General features: G+C 46.6%; 24 protein-coding genes. 21 read left to right on the top strand and 3 right to left on the bottom strand.

What is annotated here, in order from left to right; translation table 11 throughout:
• The first annotated feature begins 30 nt into the window (after positions 1–30).
• The 3 genes from moaA to moaE are packed head-to-tail and all read left to right on the top strand — an operon-like array spanning position 31 to position 1,799.
• On the top strand, positions 31–1,026 hold the full coding sequence (gene moaA / locus NA59_RS03725) for a GTP 3',8-cyclase MoaA (protein ID WP_044408209.1): 996 nt from the start codon (positions 31–33) through the stop codon (positions 1,024–1,026).
• Between the two features lie 49 nt (positions 1,027–1,075).
• Entirely contained in the window at positions 1,076–1,324 is a 249-nt protein-coding gene (gene moaD, locus NA59_RS03720) for a molybdopterin converting factor subunit 1 (protein ID WP_044408206.1), read from the top strand.
• Between the two features lies 1 nt (position 1,325).
• Positions 1,326–1,799, top strand: a complete 474-nt coding sequence (gene moaE / locus NA59_RS03715) for a molybdopterin synthase catalytic subunit MoaE (RefSeq protein ID WP_044408203.1) — start codon at positions 1,326–1,328, stop codon at positions 1,797–1,799.
• Between the two features lie 7 nt (positions 1,800–1,806).
• On the opposite strand, the gene gmk is transcribed toward moaE, so the two are convergent.
• On the bottom strand, positions 1,807–2,418 hold the full coding sequence (gene gmk, locus NA59_RS03710) for a guanylate kinase (protein ID WP_044408200.1): 612 nt from the start codon (positions 2,416–2,418) through the stop codon (positions 1,807–1,809).
• A gap of 110 nt (positions 2,419–2,528) precedes the next feature.
• On the opposite strand from gmk, the gene aroK reads away from it, so the two are divergent.
• The 4 genes from aroK to NA59_RS03690 are packed head-to-tail and all read left to right on the top strand — an operon-like array spanning position 2,529 to position 8,058.
• Positions 2,529–3,053 (top strand): shikimate kinase AroK, encoded by a 525-nt coding sequence (gene aroK / locus NA59_RS03705; protein WP_044408197.1) that lies wholly within the window; start codon positions 2,529–2,531, stop codon positions 3,051–3,053.
• 39 nt (positions 3,054–3,092) lie between these two features.
• Complete coding sequence (gene aroB, locus NA59_RS03700) at positions 3,093–4,172, top strand: 3-dehydroquinate synthase (protein WP_083944912.1); 1,080 nt, start codon at positions 3,093–3,095, stop codon at positions 4,170–4,172.
• 27 nt (positions 4,173–4,199) lie between these two features.
• Positions 4,200–5,366 (top strand): 8-amino-7-oxononanoate synthase, encoded by a 1,167-nt coding sequence (gene bioF / locus NA59_RS03695; RefSeq protein WP_044408190.1) that lies wholly within the window; start codon positions 4,200–4,202, stop codon positions 5,364–5,366.
• 25 nt (positions 5,367–5,391) lie between these two features.
• Positions 5,392–8,058, top strand: coding sequence for a diguanylate cyclase (locus NA59_RS03690; RefSeq protein WP_052501439.1), 2,667 nt, complete (start codon positions 5,392–5,394; stop codon positions 8,056–8,058).
• Here NA59_RS03690 and NA59_RS03685 read toward each other — a convergent pair.
• Positions 8,042–8,893: an HD-GYP domain-containing protein gene (locus tag NA59_RS03685; RefSeq protein WP_044408187.1), complete on the bottom strand. Its 852-nt coding sequence runs from the start codon at positions 8,891–8,893 to the stop codon at positions 8,042–8,044. The two genes, NA59_RS03690 and NA59_RS03685, sit on opposite strands and share 17 nt — an antisense overlap.
• A 390-nt stretch (positions 8,894–9,283) precedes the next feature.
• Between NA59_RS03685 and queF the strand changes: the two genes are divergently transcribed.
• The 3 genes from queF to hrpB all read left to right on the top strand — a co-directional run bounded on the left by queF (position 9,284) and on the right by hrpB (position 15,420).
• The gene (gene queF / locus NA59_RS03675) at positions 9,284–10,120 is read left to right on the top strand and encodes an NADPH-dependent 7-cyano-7-deazaguanine reductase QueF (RefSeq protein WP_044408181.1); all 837 of its coding nucleotides are present in this window, start codon (positions 9,284–9,286) and stop codon (positions 10,118–10,120) included.
• A gap of 207 nt (positions 10,121–10,327) precedes the next feature.
• Positions 10,328–12,811 carry a methyl-accepting chemotaxis protein gene (locus NA59_RS14210; protein WP_052501438.1) on the top strand — a complete coding sequence of 828 codons (2,484 nt, stop codon included), beginning with the start codon at positions 10,328–10,330 and terminating at the stop codon, positions 12,809–12,811.
• Positions 12,812–12,873: 62 nt separating this feature from the next.
• A complete protein-coding gene (gene hrpB / locus NA59_RS03665) occupies positions 12,874–15,420 on the top strand; it encodes an ATP-dependent helicase HrpB (RefSeq protein ID WP_044408178.1) in 2,547 nt (848 codons plus the stop codon).
• 7 nt (positions 15,421–15,427) lie between these two features.
• Here hrpB and NA59_RS03660 read toward each other — a convergent pair whose 3' ends face one another.
• Complete coding sequence (locus NA59_RS03660) at positions 15,428–15,862, bottom strand: DUF3010 family protein (RefSeq protein WP_044408175.1); 435 nt, start codon at positions 15,860–15,862, stop codon at positions 15,428–15,430.
• A 115-nt stretch (positions 15,863–15,977) separates the two neighbouring features.
• Here NA59_RS03660 and mnmG point away from each other — a divergent pair, with 115 nt between their 5' ends.
• The 11 genes from mnmG (at position 15,978) to atpA (ending at position 24,839) form a co-directional block, all read left to right on the top strand.
• Entirely contained in the window at positions 15,978–17,891 is a 1,914-nt protein-coding gene (gene mnmG, locus NA59_RS03655; RefSeq protein ID WP_044408172.1) for a tRNA uridine-5-carboxymethylaminomethyl(34) synthesis enzyme MnmG, read from the top strand.
• Positions 17,881–18,513 carry a 16S rRNA (guanine(527)-N(7))-methyltransferase RsmG gene (gene rsmG, locus NA59_RS03650; protein WP_044408169.1) on the top strand — a complete coding sequence of 211 codons (633 nt, stop codon included), beginning with the start codon at positions 17,881–17,883 and terminating at the stop codon, positions 18,511–18,513. The genes mnmG and rsmG overlap by 11 nt, the downstream gene beginning before the upstream one ends.
• A gap of 4 nt (positions 18,514–18,517) precedes the next feature.
• The gene (locus tag NA59_RS03645) at positions 18,518–19,285 is read left to right on the top strand and encodes a ParA family protein (RefSeq protein ID WP_044408166.1); all 768 of its coding nucleotides are present in this window, start codon (positions 18,518–18,520) and stop codon (positions 19,283–19,285) included.
• A gap of 15 nt (positions 19,286–19,300) precedes the next feature.
• On the top strand, positions 19,301–20,179 hold the full coding sequence (locus tag NA59_RS03640) for a ParB/RepB/Spo0J family partition protein (RefSeq protein WP_044408163.1): 879 nt from the start codon (positions 19,301–19,303) through the stop codon (positions 20,177–20,179).
• A 190-nt stretch (positions 20,180–20,369) separates the two neighbouring features.
• Entirely contained in the window at positions 20,370–20,621 is a 252-nt protein-coding gene (locus NA59_RS03635; RefSeq protein ID WP_044408160.1) for an AtpZ/AtpI family protein, read from the top strand.
• Positions 20,611–20,973 (top strand): ATP synthase subunit I, encoded by a 363-nt coding sequence (locus NA59_RS03630; protein ID WP_044408157.1) that lies wholly within the window; start codon positions 20,611–20,613, stop codon positions 20,971–20,973. Before NA59_RS03635 ends, NA59_RS03630 begins: the two co-directional genes overlap by 11 nt.
• An 11-nt stretch (positions 20,974–20,984) precedes the next feature.
• Complete coding sequence (gene atpB / locus NA59_RS03625) at positions 20,985–21,800, top strand: F0F1 ATP synthase subunit A (protein ID WP_044408154.1); 816 nt, start codon at positions 20,985–20,987, stop codon at positions 21,798–21,800.
• A 122-nt stretch (positions 21,801–21,922) separates the two neighbouring features.
• Positions 21,923–22,213: a F0F1 ATP synthase subunit C gene (atpE, locus tag NA59_RS03620; protein WP_044408150.1), complete on the top strand. Its 291-nt coding sequence runs from the start codon at positions 21,923–21,925 to the stop codon at positions 22,211–22,213.
• Positions 22,214–22,264: 51 nt separating this feature from the next.
• The gene (locus tag NA59_RS03615) at positions 22,265–22,735 is read left to right on the top strand and encodes a F0F1 ATP synthase subunit B (protein ID WP_044408148.1); all 471 of its coding nucleotides are present in this window, start codon (positions 22,265–22,267) and stop codon (positions 22,733–22,735) included.
• A gap of 10 nt (positions 22,736–22,745) precedes the next feature.
• Positions 22,746–23,282 carry a F0F1 ATP synthase subunit delta gene (locus NA59_RS03610; RefSeq protein ID WP_044408145.1) on the top strand — a complete coding sequence of 179 codons (537 nt, stop codon included), beginning with the start codon at positions 22,746–22,748 and terminating at the stop codon, positions 23,280–23,282.
• Between the two features lie 15 nt (positions 23,283–23,297).
• Positions 23,298–24,839 (top strand): F0F1 ATP synthase subunit alpha, encoded by a 1,542-nt coding sequence (gene atpA, locus NA59_RS03605; RefSeq protein ID WP_044408142.1) that lies wholly within the window; start codon positions 23,298–23,300, stop codon positions 24,837–24,839.
• The last annotated feature ends 4 nt before the right edge of the window (positions 24,840–24,843 follow it).

Here is a 24,843-nt window from a genome sequence, read left to right as displayed (position 1 = left end):
ACCGAACCTAACGGTTCAGAGAAATAGAAGATGAATGAATTAATAGATCCATTTCAACGCAAAATAGAGTATCTTCGTGTATCAGTGACTGATAAGTGTAACTATCGTTGTGGTTATTGCATGCCTGAGCAAGGGGTGCATCCTGAGGGGAGTCATACCGAATACTTGTCCTTCGCTGAGTTGACGCGGGTGATTAAAGCGTTTAGTGAGCTCGGTGTTAAAAAAGTGCGCTTGACGGGGGGAGAGCCGCTGGTTAGAAAAGGCTTAGCGGAATTTGCAGCCGATTTAAGTGCGTTACCAGGCCTGGTTGACATTGCCTTGTCCACCAATGCGCATCATTTAGATAAACATGCGGCCGCCTTAGCACCGAGTATTAATCGGGTGAATATTTCAATTGACTCGCTGAGTGTTAATAAGTTTAGCCATATCACCCGTGGCGGGGATCTTGTTAAGGTAATGGCAGGGATTGATGCCGCCTTGGCGCAGGGTATGAAGCCGGTCAAGTTGAACATGGTGGTGATGAAAGGTACCAATGATGACGAGATTGAGGCGATGGTGGACTTTGGGATTCAAAAGGGTGTCGAAGTACGCTTTATTGAAACCATGCCAATCGGTCCGGCTGGGGTCAGCATGATGGATCAACATTACAGCGCAGATAAGATTTTAAAGCGGGTACGCGACCATGTTGGCCGTGATTTGATTCCTTCGAGTAGCCGTAGTCATGATGGTCCGGCGCGTAATTATTTGATCGCTGGCACGGATGCCAAGATTGGCGTGATATCGGCGGTTTTGCAACATTTTTTTGAAACCTGTAATCGGGTGCGTTTGACCGCGCGTGGTTTTTTAGCCTTGTGTTTAGGGCAGGAGGACGGTGTCGATTTGCGTGCGCCCTTGCGCGCGGGCTGTACGGATGATGAGTTGAAGCAGGTGATTATTGATGCGATGACCAAAAAACCTGAGCGTCACTTTTTCAATGAAAACGTGCATAATATTGAGTTCAGGCAAATGGTGTCGCTAGGCGGTTGATTTTAGGAGCCTGTCGGACTAAGCCGAATGTTTAATTGAGGAGCCATAAATGGTTAATATTTTATATTTTGCGAGCTTGCGTGAAACCTTTGGACAAGCGCAAGAGCAGGTGCCGGCGCAGTTTAGAACGGTTGGCGAGTTGGTGCAGAGCTTGGCTGAGCGCGGGGAACAATGGCGCACACATTTGCTTGAAAGCAATGCAATTCAAGTGGCGGTGAACCATGACATTGCGCACCGTGAAACGCCGATTAAGGCGGGTGATGAGGTCGCGTTTTTTCCACCGGTGACCGGGGGCTAAGATGAGTGATTCGCAAAACCCGTTTGTACGTGTGCAGCAGGACGATTTTGATTTAACTACCGAAGTGAATTGGTTGCGCAATGAGCATGCGGATGTGGGGGCGGTGGTGGCGTTCGTCGGTACGGTGCGTGACATCAATGAAGGCGATGACATCCAGCAGTTAGAGCTAGAGCATTATCCGGGTATGACCGAAAAAGCATTGGAAGCGATTCGTCAACAAGCACATCAACGCTGGTCACTGGAATCCAGTTTGATTATTCATCGTATTGGTAAAATGCAGCCGAAAGATCAAATTGTATTAGTCGCGGTCGCCAGTCGGCATCGTGAAAATGCGTTTGAAGCCTCGCATTTTATTATGGACTATTTAAAGACCAATGCGCCTTTCTGGAAAAAAGAGTGGACACCGGAAGGTGAACGTTGGGTCGATGCACGACTGAGTGATGAGCAGGCGATCCAACGCTGGTTAAAAGATTAACTCTGAACTATTCAACTAGCTGTGCTAACAGGCTCTGGTGGCGCGTTTGTTGGTAAGCCTGTTTTAATCGGTTGGATATAAAAATGCTGTGTAATTGATGAAGCGCAGCATCAAAATCATCGTTAATCACCAGATAATCAAACTCGGCAAAATGTGACATTTCGGCTACCGCTTGATCCATACGGTGGTCAATCACTTCCTTGCTATCTGTGCCCCGTCCGGTTAAACGGCGTTCTAGCTCTTCTAGCGAAGGGGGTAAAATAAAAATGTTGTAGGCGTGAGGAAAAATATGGCGCACCTGCTGCGCGCCTTGCCAGTCGATTTCTAAAATCACATCCTGCCCGGCATTTAGCTGGTCAATCACGCTATGCTTGCTGGTGCCATAGTAGTTTTTAAACACCTTGGCATGTTCTAAAAAGGCATTATCATCAATTTTCGCTTTGAATTCCTCTTGATTAACGAAAAAATAATTCACGCCATGTTGCTCACCGGGGCGCATCTCGCGGGTAGTGGTGGAAATCGACACGCGGATAATTGGGTCTAGGGCAATTAAACGACTGACTAACGAGGTTTTTCCCGCGCCCGACGGGGCTGAAATAATATAAAGATTGCCTTGCATAAAATACTCCAATCAGAAGATTAATAGAATTATTGCAAATAGTAACAAATCCAACCAGGCCTGGTTGATGTTTTTAAGTCAAGGCGCTTAAATTTAGATACAATATCGAAATGCAAAAACAAAACATATTTTTAATAGGCCCAATGGGGGCAGGCAAGTCAACGGTGGGGCGTTTTTTAGCCCAGCGAATGGGCTATGAGTTCCTTGATAGCGACAATGAAATCGAAGCGCGAACCGGTGTCACTATTCCGATGATTTTTGATATCGAAGGTGAAGCGGGGTTTCGGGATCGTGAAGTCGCGGTGATTGATGACTTGACGCAACAAAAAAATCTGGTGCTCGCTACCGGCGGCGGTGCGGTGTTGCGTGAAGAAAATCGACGCGCCCTCTGTTCGCGTGGTTTTGTGGTGTATTTGCGTGCTAGCGTGGATTCACTGATTGCGCGCACTAAAAATGACCGCAGCCGCCCGCTGTTGCAAACTGATAACCCCGAGCAGGTGATCCGCGAGCTACTTGAAAAGCGCGACCCCATTTATATGGAGCTAGCAGACCTGGTGGTAGAAACGCAGCAGGTGTCGGTTTATCGCGTGGTCAAACATATCCATGAAACCCTTGAATCCCAAGGTGTCGTATAGGCTTCGCCCTACCAAAATTTGTATAAAGGAATGCTTACATTGATTAGACTTCAAGTTGATTTAGCCGAACGCAGTTACCCGATTTTTATCGGACAGGATTTACTGGCGCAGGCCGATTTGGTTCGCCCGTTTGTTAAGGGTACGCAAGTGATGATTGTGACCAATACCACGGTTGCGCCCTTGTATCTGGAGGCTTGTAAAGCGCTGTTTACCGGCTTGAAAGTGGATTGGGTTATTCTGCCCGATGGCGAACAATATAAAAGCCTTGAGGTGCTTAATCAGGTGTTTGACAAGCTGATTGGTGAACACTTTGACCGCAAATCTACCCTCGTGGCGTTGGGTGGGGGTGTGATTGGCGATATGACCGGTTTTGGCGCGGCGGCGTATCAGCGTGGCGTGCCGTTTATCCAGATTCCGACTACCTTGCTGTCGCAAGTCGATTCGTCGGTAGGCGGCAAAACCGGCGTCAATCATCCGCAAGGTAAAAACATGATTGGTGCATTTCATCAGCCCCAAGCGGTGGTGATTGATACCCACACGCTGAATACCCTTGAAGATCGTCAATTATCAGCCGGTCTGGCAGAGGTCATAAAATACGGCTTGATTCGTGATTTGCCGTTTTTTGAATGGCTCGAAGCCAATCTGGATGGATTATTAGCCCGCGATCATGCGCTGCTGGCAGAGGCGATTGAGCGTTCTTGTCAAAACAAAGCCGATATTGTCGCGGCTGATGAAACCGAGCAAGGTCAACGTGCGCTGCTTAATCTTGGCCATACCTTTGGTCATGCTATCGAAGCGGGTATGGGCTATGGTAACTGGCTGCATGGCGAAGCGATTAGTGCGGGTATGATGCAAGCGGCCTATATGTCACAATTACTGGGCGATCTAACCGAGCAGGATCTAGAGCGCATGGCAAGGATTTTTAAACGTGCCGGTTTGCCGATTTATCCACCGAATGAACTGAGCAATGATGATTTTATTCGTTATATGGCGGGTGATAAAAAAGTACAGGCCGGGGTAGTGCGTTTGGTGTTAATGAAATCCATTGGACAAGCCTATATCAGCGGTGATTATCCGGCGGAGATTCTCACTCAAACCCTGACCGATTGGCGGTCTTAAACTCACTGTTAAGCCCACGTTAAGCCCATGATGAAACCCACGATTGCCACGCGTTTTCAAGCTCGGCTTGATGAGCGCCGAGCGCAATCGCTTTACCGCCAACGCCCGCTGGCACTCTCTCCGCAACAACCTATCATGCAGATTAACGGTCTGCCGATGGTTAATTTTTGTTCTAATGATTATCTTGGACTGGCTTCTGACCCACGCATCAAGGCCGCCGTGTGTGCAGATAATAGCGCTGGCTGGGGCGCGGGCGCGGCGCATCTTGTTACGGGGCATCACCTGCATCACCATCTGCTTGAAGACGAATTAGCCGACTGGCTGGGGGTTGAGCGCTGTTTGTTGTTTTCAACCGGATATATGGCCAATCTGGCGGTGCAGCAAACCTTAATGCAAACGGGAGATTTAATTTTAGGCGATAAGCTCAATCATGCCTCGTTGATTGATGGCGCACGGGCGTCGGGTGCCGATTTTAAGCGCTATCCACATCTCGATCTCGCGGCACTGGGTCGCCGTTTAGTCGCTAGTAACCAACCTACCTTGATTGTGAGCGACAGTGTGTTTAGTATGGACGGTGATTTAGCCGATTTAGTTAGCCTGCAAAACCTCGCAAAAACCCACCAGGCCTGGTTGATGATTGATGATGCGCATGGCGTCGGCGTGCTGGGAGAGCAAGGGCGCGGTAGTTTTAGTCATTATGGTTTAGCAATCTCAGCCGATACAATATTAGTCGGCACCTTTGGCAAGGCATTCGGCACGACGGGCGCCTTTGTCGCGGGTTCAACGGTGTTGATTGAGAGTTTGATTCAGTTTGCGCGGCCCTTTATTTATACAACCGCTATGTCGCCAATGAACGCCCTGGCCACGCGTGAGGCGTTAAAATTGGTCAAGCAGGGCAATGATTTGCGTGCCCAGCTGCAAGCCAATATCCTGCAGTTTCGTGAGGGTGCGCAACAGATAGGCTTAAACTTGCTAGATTCGGCCAGCCCGATTCAGCCTGTCATTTTGCATCAGGCGGATACCGCCTTGGCTTGGAGCGAAGCCTTAAAGCAAAAAGGCTTTTGGGTGGCGGCGATACGCTACCCGACGGTGGCTAAAAATCAAGCGCGTTTACGCATTACCTTAAGTGCGGCGCATAGCGCTGAACAAATAGAGGATTTACTGCAAGTTTTAAATGACTTGATGGTTTGGTAATTATAAACAAGGCTATAATGGCATCATGAACCTAAAAAGTATCCGTATCTATCTATTGGCGGTTGTTAGCCTAATGTTGTTGATCAAGCCAGTGCTGGCTGATAAAGCAGATCCACTAACACCCATAACCGTGCAGATTAACTGGCATCATCAGTATCAGTTTGCTGGATTTTATGCCGCGATTGCCCAAGGCTATTATCGGAACGCGGGTTTGGATGTGACCATCAAAACTTGGCAGCCCGGCATGAATATTCGTGAAGAAGTGGTGTCGGGTCGCGCTACCTTTGGCACCGCTTACTCCAGCGTAATTGCCGATTTTATTCAGGGTCATCCGATCAAAGCGGTAATGACCTCCTTTCAGTATTCCCCGATGGTATTGCTCTCTAAAGAGCCGATTAACGAGCTTAGTCAGCTGAGTGGAAAAAGTGTATCGCATTACAACAACCTTCAAATACTCGCTTTACTGCATCGTGCCAGCCCTGAAATCACCAAGCCAAACCGCACCTTTCCGCCTACGGGTAATTTGCAGGACTTTATTCAAGGCTATGTGGATTTGTATGGCGCTTATGAAACCAATGAGCCTTTCCAATTAAACGACTTAAATGAATCCTATTATCTGGTCAAGCCGACAGATTTTGGTGTGAATAGTTTAGAAGACCTGGTGATTGTTTCAAGGGAGTTTGCCGCCAATCACCCTAATGTGGTTAATCGATTTCGTGAAGCGACCATTAAAGGTTGGCAGTATGCGATACAAAATCAACAGGAGATGGTCGATTATATTCTGGCTAACTATCGCGTGATTAAAAGCCGCCAAGCACTGATGTATGAAGCGCGTGCCACCACCAAATACGTGCGTGTTGGCGACACCCCCATTGGCTCACTCGATCCAGCAAGACTGCTCGCCACCGCGGCTGAAATTCGTGATGTGGGTCTGATCAATGCCGCGGATTTTGCGCGCTTTAATCCAGCCGATTTGATTTCTTATTTACCTGACTCACGCAGTTTAACGCAAGAAGAACGTGACTATTTGACAAATAATCCGGTGATTAAGATTGGCAATGACATTGAGTGGCCCCCTTTTGAGTTTATCAATCAAAAAGGAGAGTACGCGGGTTTGGCGGCGGATTACTTCAAGCTATTTGAGCAGCGACTAGGCGTAAGGTTTGAATATGTGACTGATCAAACCTGGTCAAACGTGGTGCGTAAAATGCAACGTAAAGAACTCGATATTTTGTCTGCCGCGACGCCAACACCGGATCGGCTAGAATATCTTAATTTTACACGACCTTATTTAAGCTTTCCTATGGTATTGGCCGGTCGGCAGAATACTTTATTTATCAATGACTATCATGGCTTAGTGGGTCAGCGCGTAGCGGTGGTACGAGATTATTGGTCGCATGAATATTTACGAACCCATTATCCGGAAATAGAGTTGTACTTGGTCAACAACGTTTCAGAAGGGCTAGAAGCGGTGCTTAAAGGGCATGCGTTGGTCTATTCCGGTAATCTGGCGGTGATTAACTACACCTTGCGTCAGCGTGGCATAACAGGGTTACAAATTGTCGGCCAATCTGATCAACGCTTTGAGCTCGCAATGGGTGTGCACAAGGATAATCCGATTTTATTAAGTATTTTGCAAAAAACGCTCGATAACATTACCCCTGATGAGCATGATCGAATTTATAGAAACTGGATTAATCTAGAGCTCGTCACGCGGCTAGATCAGCGTCAGCTGACACAAATATCACTCGTTGTTACCGTCATCGTGTTAATGATGTTGGCTTGGGTGTTAACCTATCGCATGCAAAAGAAGCATCTTCAACGCTACATACATCAGGTTCACGAGTTAACCTATGCCAGTGCGATTGATCCTAAAACCTATCAAACCTGCTGGGCAAGCCGGCGTTATTGTGAGTTAACAGGTTATTCAGAAAATGAGCTTAAAGAGATTTGTTTTACCGACTTGGCTGGGCCAGATATGACGGTCGAAAAAATCCAGGTGGTTGCCAAGCAGGTAATGTCCGGCCAGTCGTGGACGGGAGAGGTGGAAGGTAGAACCAAGGGGGGACAGCTCTATTGGGTCGAACTGACGCTGACACCGCAAAAAAATCTATGGGGTGAGGTTGACCAAGTGTTAGCCACACGGGTGGATATTAGTGACAAAAAACGCGTTGAGGAGTTATCGATTAAAGATGAGCTGACGCGACTCTATAATCGCCGCTATCTAACGCAAATGTTACCCTCTGAAATGGGACGCTTGCAGCGTAAGCATGCCAGTGTTGCCTTTGCGCTGTTTGATCTTGATCATTTTAAAATGATTAATGATAATCACGGTCATGAGTGGGGTGATCAAGCGCTCCGAGCCGTGTCCGACCTGGTGGTTGAGTATTTTAACCGTGGCGATGATTTTCTGTTTCGTTTGGGTGGTGAAGAGTTCTTGATTATGACCAATGATGTCACTCCAACGCAATTTGAAAACCATTTGAAACGCTTTTGCGAAGGTGTTGTCGCATTGCAAATCGAAAATAAAGGTACGCCACTAGGCTATCTGAGCGTATCGATTGGGGCGGGCGTTTGGCCGGCGACCCAGGTGCATGACTTTACTGATGTTTATGGCCCATTAGATCAAGCACTTTATCGCGCAAAACACCAAGGGCGTAATCAAGTTGTGATGGTTAAAGATAGCGTGTAATATCAATATCCAGCTCCGCTGGATTTGTTGGATTTAAAAAACGCTCAGCATACTGGCGATAAACGCCACCGGTTAAAAATAGATGAAATACGTCTTTGTCAAGGCGTTTCTGCTCAACAAACATCTGTAAGATATCCAGCGCTTCAGTCAGGGTTTTGGCTTTTTTATAAGGACGATCTGCCGCGGTGAGGGCTTCAAAAATATCGGCCAAGATAATCATTCTTTCAGGCATGCTTAAATCCGTGGCACTGAGGCCGCGTGGATAACCTTTGCCATCCAGGGTTTCGTGGTGGGTAGAAGCAAGGTGTGGCACATTCGCCAACTCAGGCGGGAGCGCCAAGCCGTCTAGCATTTTAATTGTCCCAATAATGTGTTCGTTGACGATATAGCGTTCCTCTTGGCTTAAGGTGCCGTAGGGAATCGATAGATTATACAACTCGCCATAGTTAAAACGATGGAAGGGCCGTTGCATTTTAATCCCTAGGTGTGGCGCAAAATGGGGCGCGCGATCATGCGGAATGCGGTGTTCAGGTTTATCGGCGAGGAGCGTTTGCTGATAGCAAAATGCTTGGCCATCCAGGCGCGCCAACTCAACATGTGATAGACCCAAGTGGCCATCAAAGTGCGCTTGCCAGCGGCGCTGTCCAATCTGCTGCATACGCGCAATGTCGGAGGGCGCGACACTTTCGCTTCCCATGTTGAGTTGCGCGATAAAGGCAAACTCATCAATCAGTTGCTGCTGAAGTTGATCGCGCTGTTGCTCTATTTCTTTACGCTTATCGGGTTGGCTGAGTAAAGCGCGCAAGGCATGGATCTCTGCATCACGCCATAGCACCTCAAATCGCGTGCGAACTTCGTGAATACGGTTATAGACTGTGATTAATTTAACATGAAATAAAGGGTGAGGACAAAGCCGGTAAAATAAAGGGCAAAACTCAGTTGTAGCATGCGTTTGTTGACTTGGCGGCTATTGAGTTTTTCAAATTTTGGGTGTTTTCTGAGCTGGATAAAACCTAGCCAGAGTAATCCTAACCCCCCGAAAGTGATCATGAATCCCCAGAAGAGTGGGTTTAGCATAGTGTTCCTTTTTGACTATCATAAATTTGTCATGTTAGTTTAATCCACGAAGATGATAGAATTGTGACAAATTTTTTTGGTATCTAGGCGGGATTTGTAACCAGGCCTGGTTGTTAACACGGTGTTTTTACGATTGACGGGGTATATAATGAATCAAGCGTTTAATAAGGAAGGGGTCGAGCTAAGCCCTTTGGGTAAAAATGTGGTGTATTGCTCCGAGTATAATCCGAGCCTATTGTTTCCGATTGCGCGTAAAATCAAGCGTGATGAGTTAGCCATGCCCGATGTTTTGCCCTTTCGTGGTGCGGACATTTGGACGGCTTATGAGTTGTCTTGGTTGAATTTAAAAGGCAAGCCGATGGTTGCGGTCGGTGAGTTTGAGTTTCCTGCCGATTCACCGAATATTATCGAATCAAAATCCTTCAAACTCTATTTGAACTCCTTTAATGGCACAGGCTTTGCCAGTCAAACAGAAGTCGTTGAGCATTTAATCAAGGACTTGTCGGCCGCCAGTGGCAGCAAGGTTAAAGTCAAAATGAAGCTGGTTGGCGAACCGCAGACGCTGGTGGGCGAGATTGATGAGGCATTTTGTTTGGACCATCAAGATATCGAAATCCATGACTACCAATTAACCACCGACCACTTGAGTGTGCAGGATAAAGAGGTTGAGCAAACGGTGTATAGCCATTTATTAAAATCCAATTGTTTGGTGACTGGCCAGCCGGATTGGGGAACGGTGGTAATTAGTTACCGTGGGCAACAGATCGAACCTACGGGTTTATTGCGCTATATCGTGTCTTATCGTGAACATATGGAGTTTCATGAGCAGTGTGTTGAGCGCATTTTTATGGATATTCAGCGCTATTGCCAGCCTGAAGCCTTAACGGTCTATGCACGTTACGTGCGTCGTGGTGGCTTGGATATTAATCCATATCGTTCTAATTTTCAACCGCATGTGCAAATGCCACGTTTAGTGCGTCAGTAGAAGAATTATTTGCACTTTATTATCTAATAAAATCAATCGACATAATGGGATTATTTATTTTATAATAAATTTAAGAGATTCACTAATCTTTCTATAAAAATTTTTTATGATACTATTATTTTTCATAAAAAAACCATGGTTAGTGGTTTACTTATCTTTATTTTTAAAGTGTTTTGTCTTTAGCAAAACTCGGCTAGGAGACCTGTTATGTCGTTCATCGCAAGAAGCCTAAAGGCTTCATTTCTGTTCTTTACCGCACTCTTGTTGATTGTCAGCTTGGTTTTGTTTGGTGGTTTGCTCTATTGGTTTCAGGTTAAACCCATAGCGCAAACGCAGCTTGAGCAGGCGAAGTTAGCGATGGTTGAGGATATTGACCGTCGGATGAATGCGCGGGTCGATACCGTTATGGCGGTGGCGATGGCGGCGGCACAGAATCAGGTGTTGCAACAAGCTCTAACGGGTGAGGTTTCACGTGAACAGGCGATTGAAAATTTAAAACATACCCGAGATCATTTCCGCACCGCATCAAAGGGTACTTATGGCAGTATTCAGATGCATGTTTTTGATCGAAACCAACGTTCTTTCATTAAATCTTGGGCACCGGATAGTTTTGGCGAAGCGATTCGTAACCCCCTCGTCAGTTCCGTGTTTGAGCAGCAAAAGTTTGCAGGCAGTGTCACACTAACCCGTCGTGGTCCGGCATTATTGGGGGTTTCGCCGGTGATCGTCAATAACCAGGTTGTCGGTGCGGTAGCGGTGACCGGTGGTTTTGGTGTGGTGGTGCGTGAATTGAGAGATGAATCTAATATTGATTGGTTAATGCTGTGGGATAAAACCTATATTCAAAATCGTTACCCTGCTTTGGCAGAAACGGTAAGCCAAAATCCAAATTACGATAACCGTTATATTGTCGGCCATACTCAGTGGTTTGATGCGGAGTTTGTAGATCACTTGAAAAAAATGGGCATGCCCGCGCTGGAAGCCGATCAGACATCGGTGATGCTGAGCAATAATTCGATTTATATTAATGTCCCCGCTTATGATGAAATGGGGCAGGTGTTGGGTCGCAATATTTTTAAACTCCCCGCAGATGAGCTGAACGCAATGATTGCGGAACAAACCAATCAAGTGTTTTTGACGCTGTTTATTATTTTCTTGGTCGTGATGATTGTTGTCGGTATGCTTATCACGATGGTGCAACTAAAGGTGATTAAGCCCGTTGCCGACTTATCACAAACCATGCTGTCAATTAGTCGAACCGGTCAGTTTTCGCAGAGAGCAAAGGTTAGAAGTAAAGATGAAGTTGGGCAAATGGCGGCAGGCTTCAATAACCTGTTAGCCCAAACCCAAGAGGCGATGAATGAAACCAATCATGTGATTACACAAATTTCAAAAGGTGATTTTAGCCGCCGCATTACCTCGGATTTACAGGGTGATTTACAAACGCTGAAGCAGGGTGTCAATCATAGTGCCGATTCGATACAGCTGACGATGGAAGAGTTGTCTAAAGCAATGAAGGCACTCAAGTCAGGTGAGTTCACGGTTGCGTTGGATAGCTCAAAGTTATCCGGTGAATTTAGTGTGATGCTGGATTTAGCGGGTCAAGCAATGCACCAGCTCAATCAAACCGTGGCAGGGATTTGTGAGGTGATGGATTACATGAACCAAGGTAAATACCAGCACCGCATAGAGGTGGAAGCCTTTGGTGAGTTAGCCAAATTAAAGCACAATATTAACGTTTCGATGGACTCACTCGAGAGTGCGATGGTTGAAATTGTGCGTGTGATTCAGGCTCAGTCGCGCGGTGATTTAACACAGAAGATTGAAAAAGAATATCATGGTGAGTTGCGCGTTTTAAAAGACGCGGTCAACGATACGGCGAATAAATTGACTAGCGTAGTTAATCAGGCGGTTGACGCATCAGAGGTTGTTAGTCAAGCCTCGGCTGAAGTGGCAACCGGTGCGAATGATTTGAGTATGCGTGTTCAGCAGCAGGCGGCGGCGATAGAGGAAACCTCGGCGACAATGGATCAAATGACGTCGGCGGTTGAGCAATCGCGCGAAAACAGTCAAGTGACGGCGAAAATTACCTTGGATGTGCGACAAAAAGCGCAAGATGGTGTGACGGTCATGCGTCAAACGATTGAGGTGATGTCGGGTATACAAGCATCAAGCCAGAAAATTGCGGAAATCGTGACTTTAATTGATAGCATTGCCTTCCAAACTAACTTATTGGCATTGAATGCGGCCGTTGAAGCGGCGCGTGCGGGTGAGCATGGTCGCGGGTTTGCGGTGGTGGCCAGTGAAGTACGCGCATTAGCGCAAAAATCAGCGGAGGCGGCTAAGGATATTAAACAGCTTATCGAAGAATCGGTCGGACGGATTAATCAAGGCACAAGCCTCGCAACGGCTTCCGGTGAAGCGTTAGAATCGGTTAATAATGCGATTGAAGAAGTCGCGCAGCGGGTGAATGAGATTGCTACCGCCGCGGCGGAGCAGGCACTGGGTATCAGCCAAGTGCATCAGGCGATTAACCAAATTGATGCGGTGACTCAACAAAATGCGGCCTTGGTTGAGCAAACCTCGGCCGCAACTGAAACCCTTAATGAGCAGGCGCATATTTTGGCTGAAGACATGGCCTTCTTTAAAACGCAACGCACCGGTCATCAAGGGATTAAAAAACTGAGATAAGTCTGTTTGGCGTATAATTTACAGCCCGCCTTTGCGGGCTTTTGTTTTTTTGGAATAATGTAATGAATCTGCCGATTAACTCACTCTTGCCTCAGATTGTTGAGGCCTTGTCACGCCACCCGAACCTTGTTTTGCAAGCGGATCCGGGGGCGGGTAAGTCAACAGCGGTGCCTTTGGCGTTGTTGCAGGCGGATTTTTTGGCGGGTAAAAAAATCATGATGCTTGAGCCAAGACGCCTTGCCGTTCGTGCCATCGCACAGTATTTGGCGCAACAGTTGGGTGAGAAAGTCGGCCAAACCGTGGGTTATCAGATTCGTAATGAACAAAAAACTTCCTCACAAACCCGCTTAGAGATCGTAACGGAAGGTATTTTAACCCGCCGTTTACAGTCAGATCCTGAGTTGCGTGATACAGGTCTGGTGATCTTTGATGAGTTTCACGAACGCTCGATTCATGCGGATTTGGCTTTGACCTTGTGTTTAGAGGTGCAATCGGCGTTACGCGATGACCTCAAGGTGTTGGTGATGTCGGCGACGATGGATGGTGAAGCGGTCAGTCAGTTTTTAGGTAACGCACCTGTATTAAGCTCGCAAGGGCGCTGTTTTGAGGTTGAAACCATTTATCTGCCGCAATCGATTAGTACACGCCATCCGAATGATTGGTTGCCCAGTTTAAAGCAGATGATTCTTCAAGCCTTGAAAACCACCCAGCAGGATGTGTTGGTGTTTTTGCCAGGGCAGGGCGAAATCAAGCGGCTTGAAGCGCAACTAGATGCCGATTTGCAAGCCGATTTGCAATCACAGAGTAGACCAGGCCTGGTTGTCACGCCGCTTTATGGTCAACTCAAACCAGAACAACAACAAATCGCGTTAGTGCCCGATCCCCAGGGGCGGCGTAAGCTGGTACTCGCTACCAATATTGCGCAAACCAGTTTAACGCTTGAAGGGATGGGTGCGGTGGTGGATTCCGGGCTGATACGCAAGGCGATTTATGATGTATCCAGTGGGATGACCCGATTGGTGACTGAGCGCATTTCGCAGGCCGCCGCCGACCAGCGCAAAGGTCGAGCAGGGCGTTTAATGGCCGGTGTGTGTTATCGGCTTTGGTCGGAGAGCCAGCAGGCGCAGATGGCGGCATTTGATGCCGAAGAGATCACGCAAACGGATTTGTCAGATTTGTGTTTAGACTTAGCGCAATGGGGGGTGAATTCGCCCAGCGAATTGCGCTGGCTCACACCGCCACCGAGCGCCCACTATAATGCCGCGAAAAACCTGTTACAGACCCTCGGCTTGTTGACATCGAATGGCCAATTAACCTCGTTAGGCCAGTCTGCAAAAGGCTTGGGGCTGACCCCGCGATTGGCCGTTATGTTGCTCAGTGTCCAGTCCCAAACCGCCGCTGAACAAACGCTGGCTTTGGATTTGGCGGCGATTCTTGCGGAAGGCGATATATTGCAAGGTCAGCCGGATGCGGATTTGGTCCAGCGAGTAATGGCGTTACAAGCTTATCAGCAGAATAAGCATCAGGCTCAGCGTGACTATCCCATTCATCGTGCGGCGATCGCGCAGGCGCTAAAAAACGCTGATAATTGGCGCAGACAATTGCGTTTTTCAGCGCCGTTAGTGTTGAGTTTGCCGCAAATGCAAACGGATACCGGCCGATTAGTGGCGCGGGCTTATCCTGATCGGATTGCGCAAAGACGAAAAGGCGTGCAAGCCCGTTATGTAATGACCAATGGCAAGGGGGTGTTGCTAACGGATATGGACAGTTTAGCCAACCAGGCCTGGTTGGCGATTGCGAACCTAGATGGTCAGCGCCAAGAAGGACGCATTTATCTCGCCGCCCCCTTAGATTTAGCAACTATTGAACACACCTTTGGTGCGCAGATTGCAACCCACGCCAGCGTGCGATTTGAGCCGAAAAAGCGTGAACTGATGGCGACTGAGCAGCGCCGATTAGGCAAGTTGTTACTCAGTGAAAAACCAATGACTCAGATTGATCCTGCTGAGTTTGAGCAGGCGTTGTGTGATTGTTTGGCCGATAATTTGGATTTATTGCCTTGGAATACTAAGGCTGAAGCGGTATTAAGCCGATTACGCTGGTTAGCGGCCTTTAATGCCGATTGGCCGAGTTACAACCCGACCTGGTTGTCGAACAATATGGCGCAATGGCTCGCGCCTTATTGTTCGGGCATTCGCTCGATTAAAGGCCTGCAGGCATTGGATATGGCGGCGCTGGTGAATCAATTACTGGATTACGAACAACAGCAGTTACTCGCGCAACACGCGCCGGCGTTTTACCAAGCACCGTCTGGCAAACGTGTGCCGATAGATTATAGTCAGCCAAACATCGCCAAGGTGTCGGTGCAGTTACAAGAAGTGTTTGGTGAGCTGAATTCCCCATTACTCGCTTGGGGGCAAGTGCCTTTGACCTTTGAACTCCTCTCACCGGCGCGTCGTCCGATTCAAACCACCGCGGACCTCGCACATTTCTGGCGAAACTCCTATTACCAAGTGATTAAAGAGATGAAAGGTCGCTACCCAAGACACCGCTGGCCTGATAAACCGCTAGAAGAAAAACCTGGACGTTCAATCAAACCCAAGGCTTAGTTCAGCGTTACCACTCATGTTTGCCGGCAAAATAAGCAAATGCAACCGTAAAAGCGGGTTCTTGAAATTTTTTAAGCTTGGTGTCACTGAACGAAATCGGCACGCCATAGTTTTTTAGGTTTGCTTTTTGTTCGCTCGCATCCATTAAGGTCACCTTGAGGCTCGGCGCTACCTGCAGCACCGCTTCAAGTTTAAAGCCATTCGCACCGCCAGCAAACTTGCCTTTCTTTTGGCGAGCACGTATTACTAGTTGATCAATTTTGTAGTCTTCAGCCAGCTTTACAAATGTCTTTTGGAAATACTGTAGGTCTTCAGCACGGTCTGGGTTGGCACATGGAATTCTTGTGCTGCGACATTCAGGCAGAATAAAAATACCCGCTTCCTGCTTGAGCAGGCAAATAATGGCATCATTGCCGCTGAGTTCGATACCGCAAACAATCATGGGTTTTCCTTTTGTTTCGATGGATGAGTTTTGTTTAAACTATTATCTTACACTGAGCGAGCTAACGCTTTGTGGTAAAATCCGATTTTTTATAAATTGACTGAATATTGAAGCGATGGATAATTCTTTAACCCATTTTGATGTGATTGTAGTTGGCGGTGGGCATGCCGGTACTGAAGCGGCACTGGCTTCGGCAAGGATGGGGGTTAATACCCTGTTGCTCACGCATAACATCGACACCCTGGGTGCGATGTCTTGTAATCCAGCGATTGGTGGCATAGGCAAGGGTCATCTGGTCAAAGAGGTGGACGCGCTCGGCGGTGTAATGGCGTTGGCAACGGATCATGGTGGTATTCAATTTCGTACCCTTAATGCCTCTAAAGGCCCAGCCGTGCGTGCAACGCGTGCGCAGGCTGACCGTCAGCTTTATAAGCAATACATTCGCATGACCTTGGAAAATCAGCCCAATCTAACGATTTTTCAACAGCCGGTTGAAGACCTCATCCTTGAGGGCGAGCAGGTGGTTGGGGTCGTCACCAAAATGAACCTTAATTTTTATGCTCGTCAAGTGGTGTTGACGGCGGGTACCTTTTTTGCCGGTCGCATTCATATTTGTTTGCAAAATTACGAAGGTGGACGCGCGGGTGATGCGCCGGCTAATCGTTTAGCGGCTAAACTACGTGAACTGGCTTTACCTGTTGGGCGCCTAAAAACCGGCACGCCGCCACGGATTGATGCGCGTACGGTTGATTTTTCGCAAATGCAGGCGCAACCGGGCGATGATCCCGCGCCGGTGTTTTCCTATATGGGTTCGCGCGCTATGCATCCGCGTCAAGTGCCTTGTTATATTACCTATACCAATGAGCAAACCCATGAGGCGATTCGCGGTTCACTTGATCAATCGCCGATGTACACGGGTGTGATTGAAGGGGTGGGGCCGCGTTATTGTCCGTCAATTGAAGACAAGGTGATGCGTTTTGCCGATAAAAACGCCCATCAGGTGTTTATCGAACCCGAAGGTTTAACCACTAACGAACTCTATCCGAATGGCATTTCCACCAGCTTGCCGTTTGAAACCCAGGTTAAAATTGTGCAATCGATGAAAGGCATGGAAAACGCCCGAATTATGCGCCCTGGTTATGCCATAGAGTACGACTTTTTTGATCCACGCGGCTTAAAGCCTACACTTGAAACCCAAGCGATTAAGGGTTTGTTTTTTGCCGGACAAATTAATGGCACAACGGGCTATGAAGAGGCGGCGGCGCAAGGTTTATTGGCGGGCTTAAATGCCGGCTTACGCGCACAACAAAAAGACGCTTGGTATCCACGTCGAGATCAAGCTTATATCGGTGTATTGGTGGATGATTTGATTACCTTGGGCACACAAGAGCCTTATCGTATGTTTACTTCTCGTGCCGAATACCGTTTGTTACTGCGTGAAGACAACGCGGATCAACGCCTAACTGAGTTAGGGCGTGCGTTTGGCTTGATCGATGATACACGTTGGGCCGCCTATGAAACCAAACTTGAAAGTCTGGAGCGTGAAATTGCGCGGTTAAAAGACGTGTGGATTTATCCAGCGCACCCTGATGCAAAACGTGCTGAAGAGTTGATGCAGTTGCCATTAAGCAAAGAACATAAGCTATTCGACCTGTTGCGCCGCCCAAATGTCAGCTATAACGCCTTGACCGAGCTGGCGGTGTTTGGCGAGGGGGTGAGTGATCCTGCTGTGGTTGAGCAGATTGAGATTGAGGCCAAATACGCTGGCTACATTGAGCGTCAATTGCTGGAAATCGAAAAATCGAAGCGTGAAGAAACCACGCCGATACCGGACGATTTGGATTTAGATATTATTTCTGGCCTGTCAAACGAAGTAAAGCAAAAGTTAAGACAGCATAAGCCTGCTACCTTAGGCATGGCATCACGCATTTCCGGCATTACGCCTGCGGCGGTGTCGTTATTAGCCATTTTTATGAAAAAACACCGTGCAACCAAGGCAAAAGCAAGCGAGGTGGCAGGTGACGCTTGAACAACAATTAAAACAAGGCGCCGCGCAGCTAGGCTTGAATTTAACTGACCAGGCCTGCTCACAATTATTGGCTTATTTGGATTTGTTGCAAAAGTGGAATAAGGTCTATAACCTCAGTGCGATTCGTGAACCTGAGCAAATGCTGGTTAAGCACATTTTTGACAGTTTAGCGGTTGTGCCGGCTATCGCTGATGCCGCGCCAGCTAACCTAATTGATGTGGGCACAGGCGGAGGCTTGCCAGGTATCCCCTTGGCGATTATGTTACCAGCTATGCCCGTTGCCTTATTGGATAGTAATGAGAAAAAGACCCGCTTCTTGGTGCAAGTTAAAGCGCAGCTTGGTCTTGATAATATTGAGGTTTTTCATCAGCGCGTGGAAGAGCATGATAAGCAATATGAAGCCATCATTTCACGTGCCTTTACCGCACTGGATAATTTTGTCGCGATCACGGAACCTTTGTTAGCAGAAAAGGGTTGCTGGTGGGCGATGAAGTCTCAAAACTTGGATGAAGAAATGAAAACTTTACCGCTTGGCCTTGTGGTCGAGAAAACTATTGCGTTGTGTGTGCCGGGCTTGGATGCGGCACGCTATTTAGTCGCCATGCGTAGACAAGGAGAGTGAGACAATGGCTAGAGTCATGGCGATTGCAAATCAGAAAGGCGGTGTAGGTAAAACTACAACGAGCGTTAATTTGGCGGCTTGCTTAGCACGCTTAGAAAAGAAAGTGCTGGTGATTGACCTTGATCCGCAAGGCAATACAACAGTGGCGCTCGGAGTGGAAAAGGATCAGTTAACCCATTCCGCGTATGACTTGTTGATGCTGGAAGCAAAGGCAAAAGATGTTGTTTTGCATTTAGCGCAGTCCAATCTTGATCTTATTGCAGCGAATGGTGATTTGACCGGTGCGGAGGTGGCTTTGCTTGACCAGGAGAAGGGGCCTAAGCACTTGCGTAAGGCATTGAAGTCTATTAGGCAAAACTATGATGTGATATTGATCGATTGTGCGCCGACGCTTAATATGCTCACCTTAAATGCATTAGTCGCGGCCGATGGTGTATTGGTGCCGGTGCAATGTGAATATTTTGCACTTGAGGGGCTGTCGGCATTGATGGATACTTTGCAAACTATTCAGCAAGGTCTTAATCCAGGCTTACAGGTTGATGGATTGTTGCGAACCATGCATGACCGAAGAAATAATCTAGCAAATGATGTGTCTAATGAGTTAGTGGCGCATTTTGGCATGAAGGTGTTGCAAACGATTATTCCACGCAATATTAGGTTAGCTGAGGCACCAAGTTATGGGGAGTCGATCATTGATTATGATGCGAACTCAACGGGCGCGATGGCCTATTTAGCACTGGCTAATGAAGTGGTAAGAAAGTTACGAATTTAGTAAAAGGATACGGGTGTGGCAAAAAAACAGTCTGGACTGGGGGGGCGTGGAATCCATGCGCTACTCGGTGGTAAGCAAAAAGCAGAGAGCCAAGTAAGTGATTGGAAAATTGAAAAACTCCCTATAGCGCAAATTCGTCCAGGAGTATACCAGCCGCGACAAAGGTTTGATGAGCAAGCTTTGCAGGAGTTGGCGGAGTCGATTAAGTCTCAAGGTGTTATTCAGCCCATTATTGTAAGGTGGACTGGACAGGAGCAGTATGAGCTGATTGCTGGTGAGCGTCGTTGGCGTGCCGCTCAAATCGCAGGCCTGGATAGCTTGCCTGCGATTGTGCGAGAGGTTGAAAATCAGCAAAACCTAGCGATGGCGTTGATTGAAAATATTCAGCGTGAAGACTTGGGGCCTTTAGAAGAGGCCCAAGCTTTAAATAAGCTTATTCAGGATTTTGATTTAACACAGCAAGCCGTGGCCGACATTATCGGGCGTTCACGTGCGTCGGTCACTAATGCGTTGCGTTTGCTTAAGTTGCCAGAACCTATCCAAGACTGGATGCACAATGGGATGCTGACCATGGGGCATGCCCGCGCATTAATTAGTCTACCAGCGCCTCAGCAGTTGAAGTTTGCACAAAAAGCCATAGACCTGTCTTGGTCGGTACGCCAAATAGAAGAGGCGGTTAAACAAGCGCAAAGCCAACCTGCAAGCGCCGAGCGCCAGAAGCAGATTGAGCCGAATGTAAGAGCGTTGCAAGAAAGGTTGTCTGAGCAGCTTGGTGCGAAGGTTAAAATAGCCCAGACCGCTAAGGGGCGTGGGCGCCTTGAGGTGAGTTATACAAGCCTTGAAGAACTGGATGAAATTTTAGCTAAAATGCACCTTGCAGAAAACAAAATGTAAAAAAAGTTATTGAACGAATCCACAACATATAGTGGTATTTAATTAGCGTGCATCTATTTATGGTGAGGCGATTAAAAAAATTTGTTTATAAGCATAAACCAGACTAGCAATTAAATGTCTGAAAGGATAATATGTGCAAGCTTTATGCAGGAAGAATCGATTCCAAGCCTTTTAATTACAAAAGAAAACAATGAGCACAACAAAAAATAAACCCAAGCAAAAAATGAACTTTTTAATGATCGGTTCAGGTCAAATGTACGCATCGATGATTATTTCGGGGTTTATTGTCGGCTACTTTATTGATTATTTGGCTGGGACGACGCCAATTTTTATGCTACTGTGCGGTTTGCTTGGTATAATTGGCGGGGTTCAGAAAGTGCAGCGTATGATGGCGCAGATGGATAAAGCCGAACAAATTAGAAAGGACGCCGATGCAAACTAATTTGCGGCGCCCTTTTTTAGTACAGGGTGTATTAGGCTTGGTTGCCGTGGTTGGATTTGCAATCTATGGTCAATGGGTTCCAGCGGTTTATGGTATGTTTATTGGATTTGTGAACGTGGGTTTGTTAGCGTTGACGTTCAATAAAGCAAACGCAAGCGCCGCTGAAGATCCTAAAAGTGGTATTTTAATTTTATACATGAGTGCAGTCATTCGCTTCGTGCTTCTGGCTGTTTTATTTGTTATTGGGTTGGCGCTCTTAAAGTTTGATCCTTTGGCTGTCGTGATTACATTTGTAGTCATGACATTAGGTCAAATGTTCAATCTGCAGGGTAAGCGCCGTTTGACTGACTAAGGAGAAGGCTCTTGAGTTCTGAAAATCTGGGTAGTGTTGAGTATATTCAACATCATTTACAAAACAACTACGTCGGTAGTGGCTTCTGGACATTCCATCTAGACACTATTGTTGTTAGTGCGTTATTAGGTGCGCTAATGATTGGCGTTGGTATGTATGTCGGGCGTCGTTTAGAAACAGGCGTGCCTGGTGGTTTGCAAAACTTTATTGAGTCGATACTTGAGTTTGTTGACAAAACAGTAAAAGACTCATTCCCGTTTAGAAACCCAATTATTGCACCACTCGCCTTAACGATTTTTGTATGGGTTTGGTTAATGAACTTTATGGATTTGATCCCCGTTGATCTATTCCCATATTTATTCACGATCGTGACAAACAATCCAGATGCCTATTTAAAAATTGTACCTACCACAGATCTTAATGCGACTTTGGCAATGGCTTTGGTCGTGTTTGCGCTGGTGATTTATTACAATGTCAAATTCAAAGGTGTCGTTGGTTATTTGAAAGTATTCCTATTCCATCCATTTGGTAAATTCTTCATCCCGGTGAATATTGTAATGACCTTCATTGAAGAATTGGCAAAACCGCTTTCTCTTGCTCTGCGTTTGTTCGGTAACCTATTCGCAGGTGAGCTCGTATTCCTACTGATCGCATTGATTGGTGGAACTTTAGCAGTGGGTGCCGCTGCTCTATTCTGGGCACCTTTACAAGCTGTACTGGGTCTTGGCTGGGCGATATTCCATATTTTGATTATCACTCTACAAGCCTTTATCTTTATGGTGCTCACCATTGTTTATCTTGCTATGGCGCATGACGAAGGTCATTAATAGATAGATTTTGTAAAAAGACTGTCTGGCTAAGCTAGACAGTTAAAAAGGGTTTAAGCGCACCTACCGTTTTGGTAAAAAGCTTTTTTTAACTTTAACTTTAAAAACTTAGGAGAAAGTCAATGGAAGTAACTGCTACTATGATTGCTGATATTTATGCCGCAACTGCGATTGGTGTAGGTGTAATTTTGGCAGCTGCAGGTATGGGTTCTGCAATTGGTTGGGGTCTTATCTGTTCTAAAACATTGGAAGGCATTGCTCGTCAACCAGAAATGCGTCCTGCATTAATGACCAATATGTTCATTTTCGCGGGTCTTATGGAATCATTTCCGTTCATTATCTTGGCATTCGCAATGTGGTTCTTGTTCGCTAACCCATTCGTAGGTGCATTACAAGCAGCTGTCGGCGCTTAATTTAATAGTCGATATTTGTAATTTTAACCAACGAATGACGAGGTAACCACCGTGAGTATAAATGCAACCCTAATCATCCAGATTATAACCTTTGTGTTATTGATCTGGTTCGTGAATAAGGTGCTGTGGGGGCCAATGTCTAAGCTTATGGAAGATCGTCAAAAGCGTATTGCTGATGGTCTTTCTGCAGCAGAAAAAGGCAAGCATGAACTTGAGTTAGCAGAACAACGCGCAAAAGACGTGTTGAAAGATGCTAAAGTTCAAGCGCAAAATGTGCTAAGTCAAGCTGAAAAACGCAGTACTGAAATCGTAGAAGATGCGAAAGTAAAGGCTGCAGAAGAAGCAGAGCGCATTAAAGCGGCCGCCCAGGCAGATGTTGAGCAAGAAATTAGCCGAGCTAGAGAGCAGCTTCGTAAAGAAGTCGCCGCTTTGGTTGTATCAGGTGCTGAAAAAATCCTGAACAAAGAAGTCGATGCTAAGGCTCATAATGAGATGCTTGATACCTTAGTAAAACAAATCTAAGGATAATGCGATGGCAGAATTAATCACAACCGCTCGACCCTATGCAGAAGCTGCCTTTAGTTATGCTAAAGAGCAAAACAAGCTAAGCCAATGGTCTGATTTGTTAAATAATCTGGCATTGATTGCCAGTGATGCTGTAATGGCAAAACTGATTGCCAATCCTAGTGTTTCAAATGAAAACAAGGTATCTGTTTTTGCAGGTATTCTAGGTGCAGATTTAACAACACAAGCCAAAAATCTGTTGAATGCAATGGCTGAAAATGGACGTTTAAATGCTGTTGGTCAGGTTGCTCAAATTTTTGGGCAGCTTAAAACGGCAGAAGATAAACGCGTTCAAGCCTACGTAGTTTCTGCGTTAGAACCTACGGTTGAGCAAAAAAGTAAATTAAGTGCTGCTTTAAATTCGAAGTTTAATGCGCAGGTAGATATAGATTACCAAGTAGATAAAACATTGGTTTCTGGTCTTCGTATTAAAGTGGGTGACTGGGTTATTGATAACACAGCTCATACGCAACTACAAAAACTTCGTGCAGCAATAGCCAATTAATTGAGAGGAAGACACATGCAATTGAATCCCTCTGAAATCAGTAACTTGATCAAAAACCGCATCGCGGGTTTTGAGGTCACTGCCGAGTCTGGTAGTGAAGGTACTGTAGTCAGTATAGCTGACGGTATCGCGCTAATCCACGGCGTGTCAGATGTGATGTATGGTGAGATGGTTCAGTTTGACGAACAAACCTTTGGTATGGCGCTTAACCTTGAGCGTGATTCTGTAGGTGTGGTTGTTCTAGGTGAATATGAACACATTTCTGAAGGTGACAAAGTTACCTGTACAGGACGTATTTTAGAAGTACCGGTTGGTCCAGAGTTAATGGGCCGTGTTGTTGACGGTTTAGGTCGTCCAATTGATGGCAAAGGTCCAATTGATACTAAATTGAGCTCGCCTATCGAGCGTATAGCACCCGGTGTAATCGATCGTAAGTCTGTTGATCAGCCGATGATGACCGGTATCAAGTCTATTGACTCGATGATTCCTGTGGGTCGTGGTCAGCGTGAGTTGATTATCGGTGACCGCCAGACGGGTAAAACAGCTATCGCGATTGATGCGGTAATCAGCCAGAAAGATACAGGCATCAAATGTGTTTACGTAGCGATGGGCCAGAAAGCCTCTACTGTAAACAACATTGTACGCAAGCTAGAAGAATACGGCGCAATGGAAAACACCATTGTTGTGGCCGCGAATGCATCAGATCCTGCTGCATTACAGTTCTTAGCGGCTTATGCTGGCTGTGCGATGGGTGAATACTATCGTGACCGTGGTGAAGACGCGTTAATTATCTATGATGATTTGACTAAACAAGCACAAGCTTACCGTCAAATTTCATTGTTATTACGTCGTCCACCAGGTCGCGAAGCTTTCCCTGGTGACGTATTTTATCTTCACTCTCGTTTACTTGAGCGTGCTTCTCGTGTTAGCGAAGAGTATGTTGAAGCTTTCACCAACGGTGAAGTAAAAGGTAAGACTGGTTCTTTAACGGCGCTACCGATTATCGAAACCCAAGCGGGTGACGTATCTGCATTCGTACCGACCAACGTAATCTCGATCACAGATGGTCAGATTTTCTTGGAAACAGGTTTGTTTGCGAAGGGTATCCGTCCTGCGATTAACGCTGGTCTATCTGTATCTCGTGTTGGTGGTGCTGCTCAAACTAAAGCGATCAAGAAACTAGGTGGCGGTATTCGTCTTGACCTAGCCCAGTATCGTGAGCTAGCTGCATTTGCTCAGTTTGCATCTGACCTAGACTCAGCAACTAAAGCCCAGCTAGAACGTGGTAAGCGTGTTACTGAGCTGATGAAGCAGAGACAATTTATGCCTCTAACTATTGCTGAAATGGCTGTTTCTCTGTATGCCGCTAACGAAGGTTTCCTTGATGATGTTGATGTTGAGAAAATAGGTGATTTTGAAGCCGCGCTTCACGCTTACATGAACTCTTCACAAGCTGACTTAATGGCTAAAATCAACGTTAAGGGTGACTGGAATGATGAAATTATTACTGGTGTTAAAGCTGGTATTACGTCATTCAAATCAACCGGCGTTTACTAAGAGG

The sequence above is a fragment of the Thiomicrospira microaerophila genome, assembly GCF_000934765.1.
Taxonomy (GTDB): domain Bacteria; phylum Pseudomonadota; class Gammaproteobacteria; order Thiomicrospirales; family Thiomicrospiraceae; genus Thiomicrospira; species Thiomicrospira microaerophila.
This window is presented reverse-complemented; position numbering and strand designations above follow the sequence as displayed.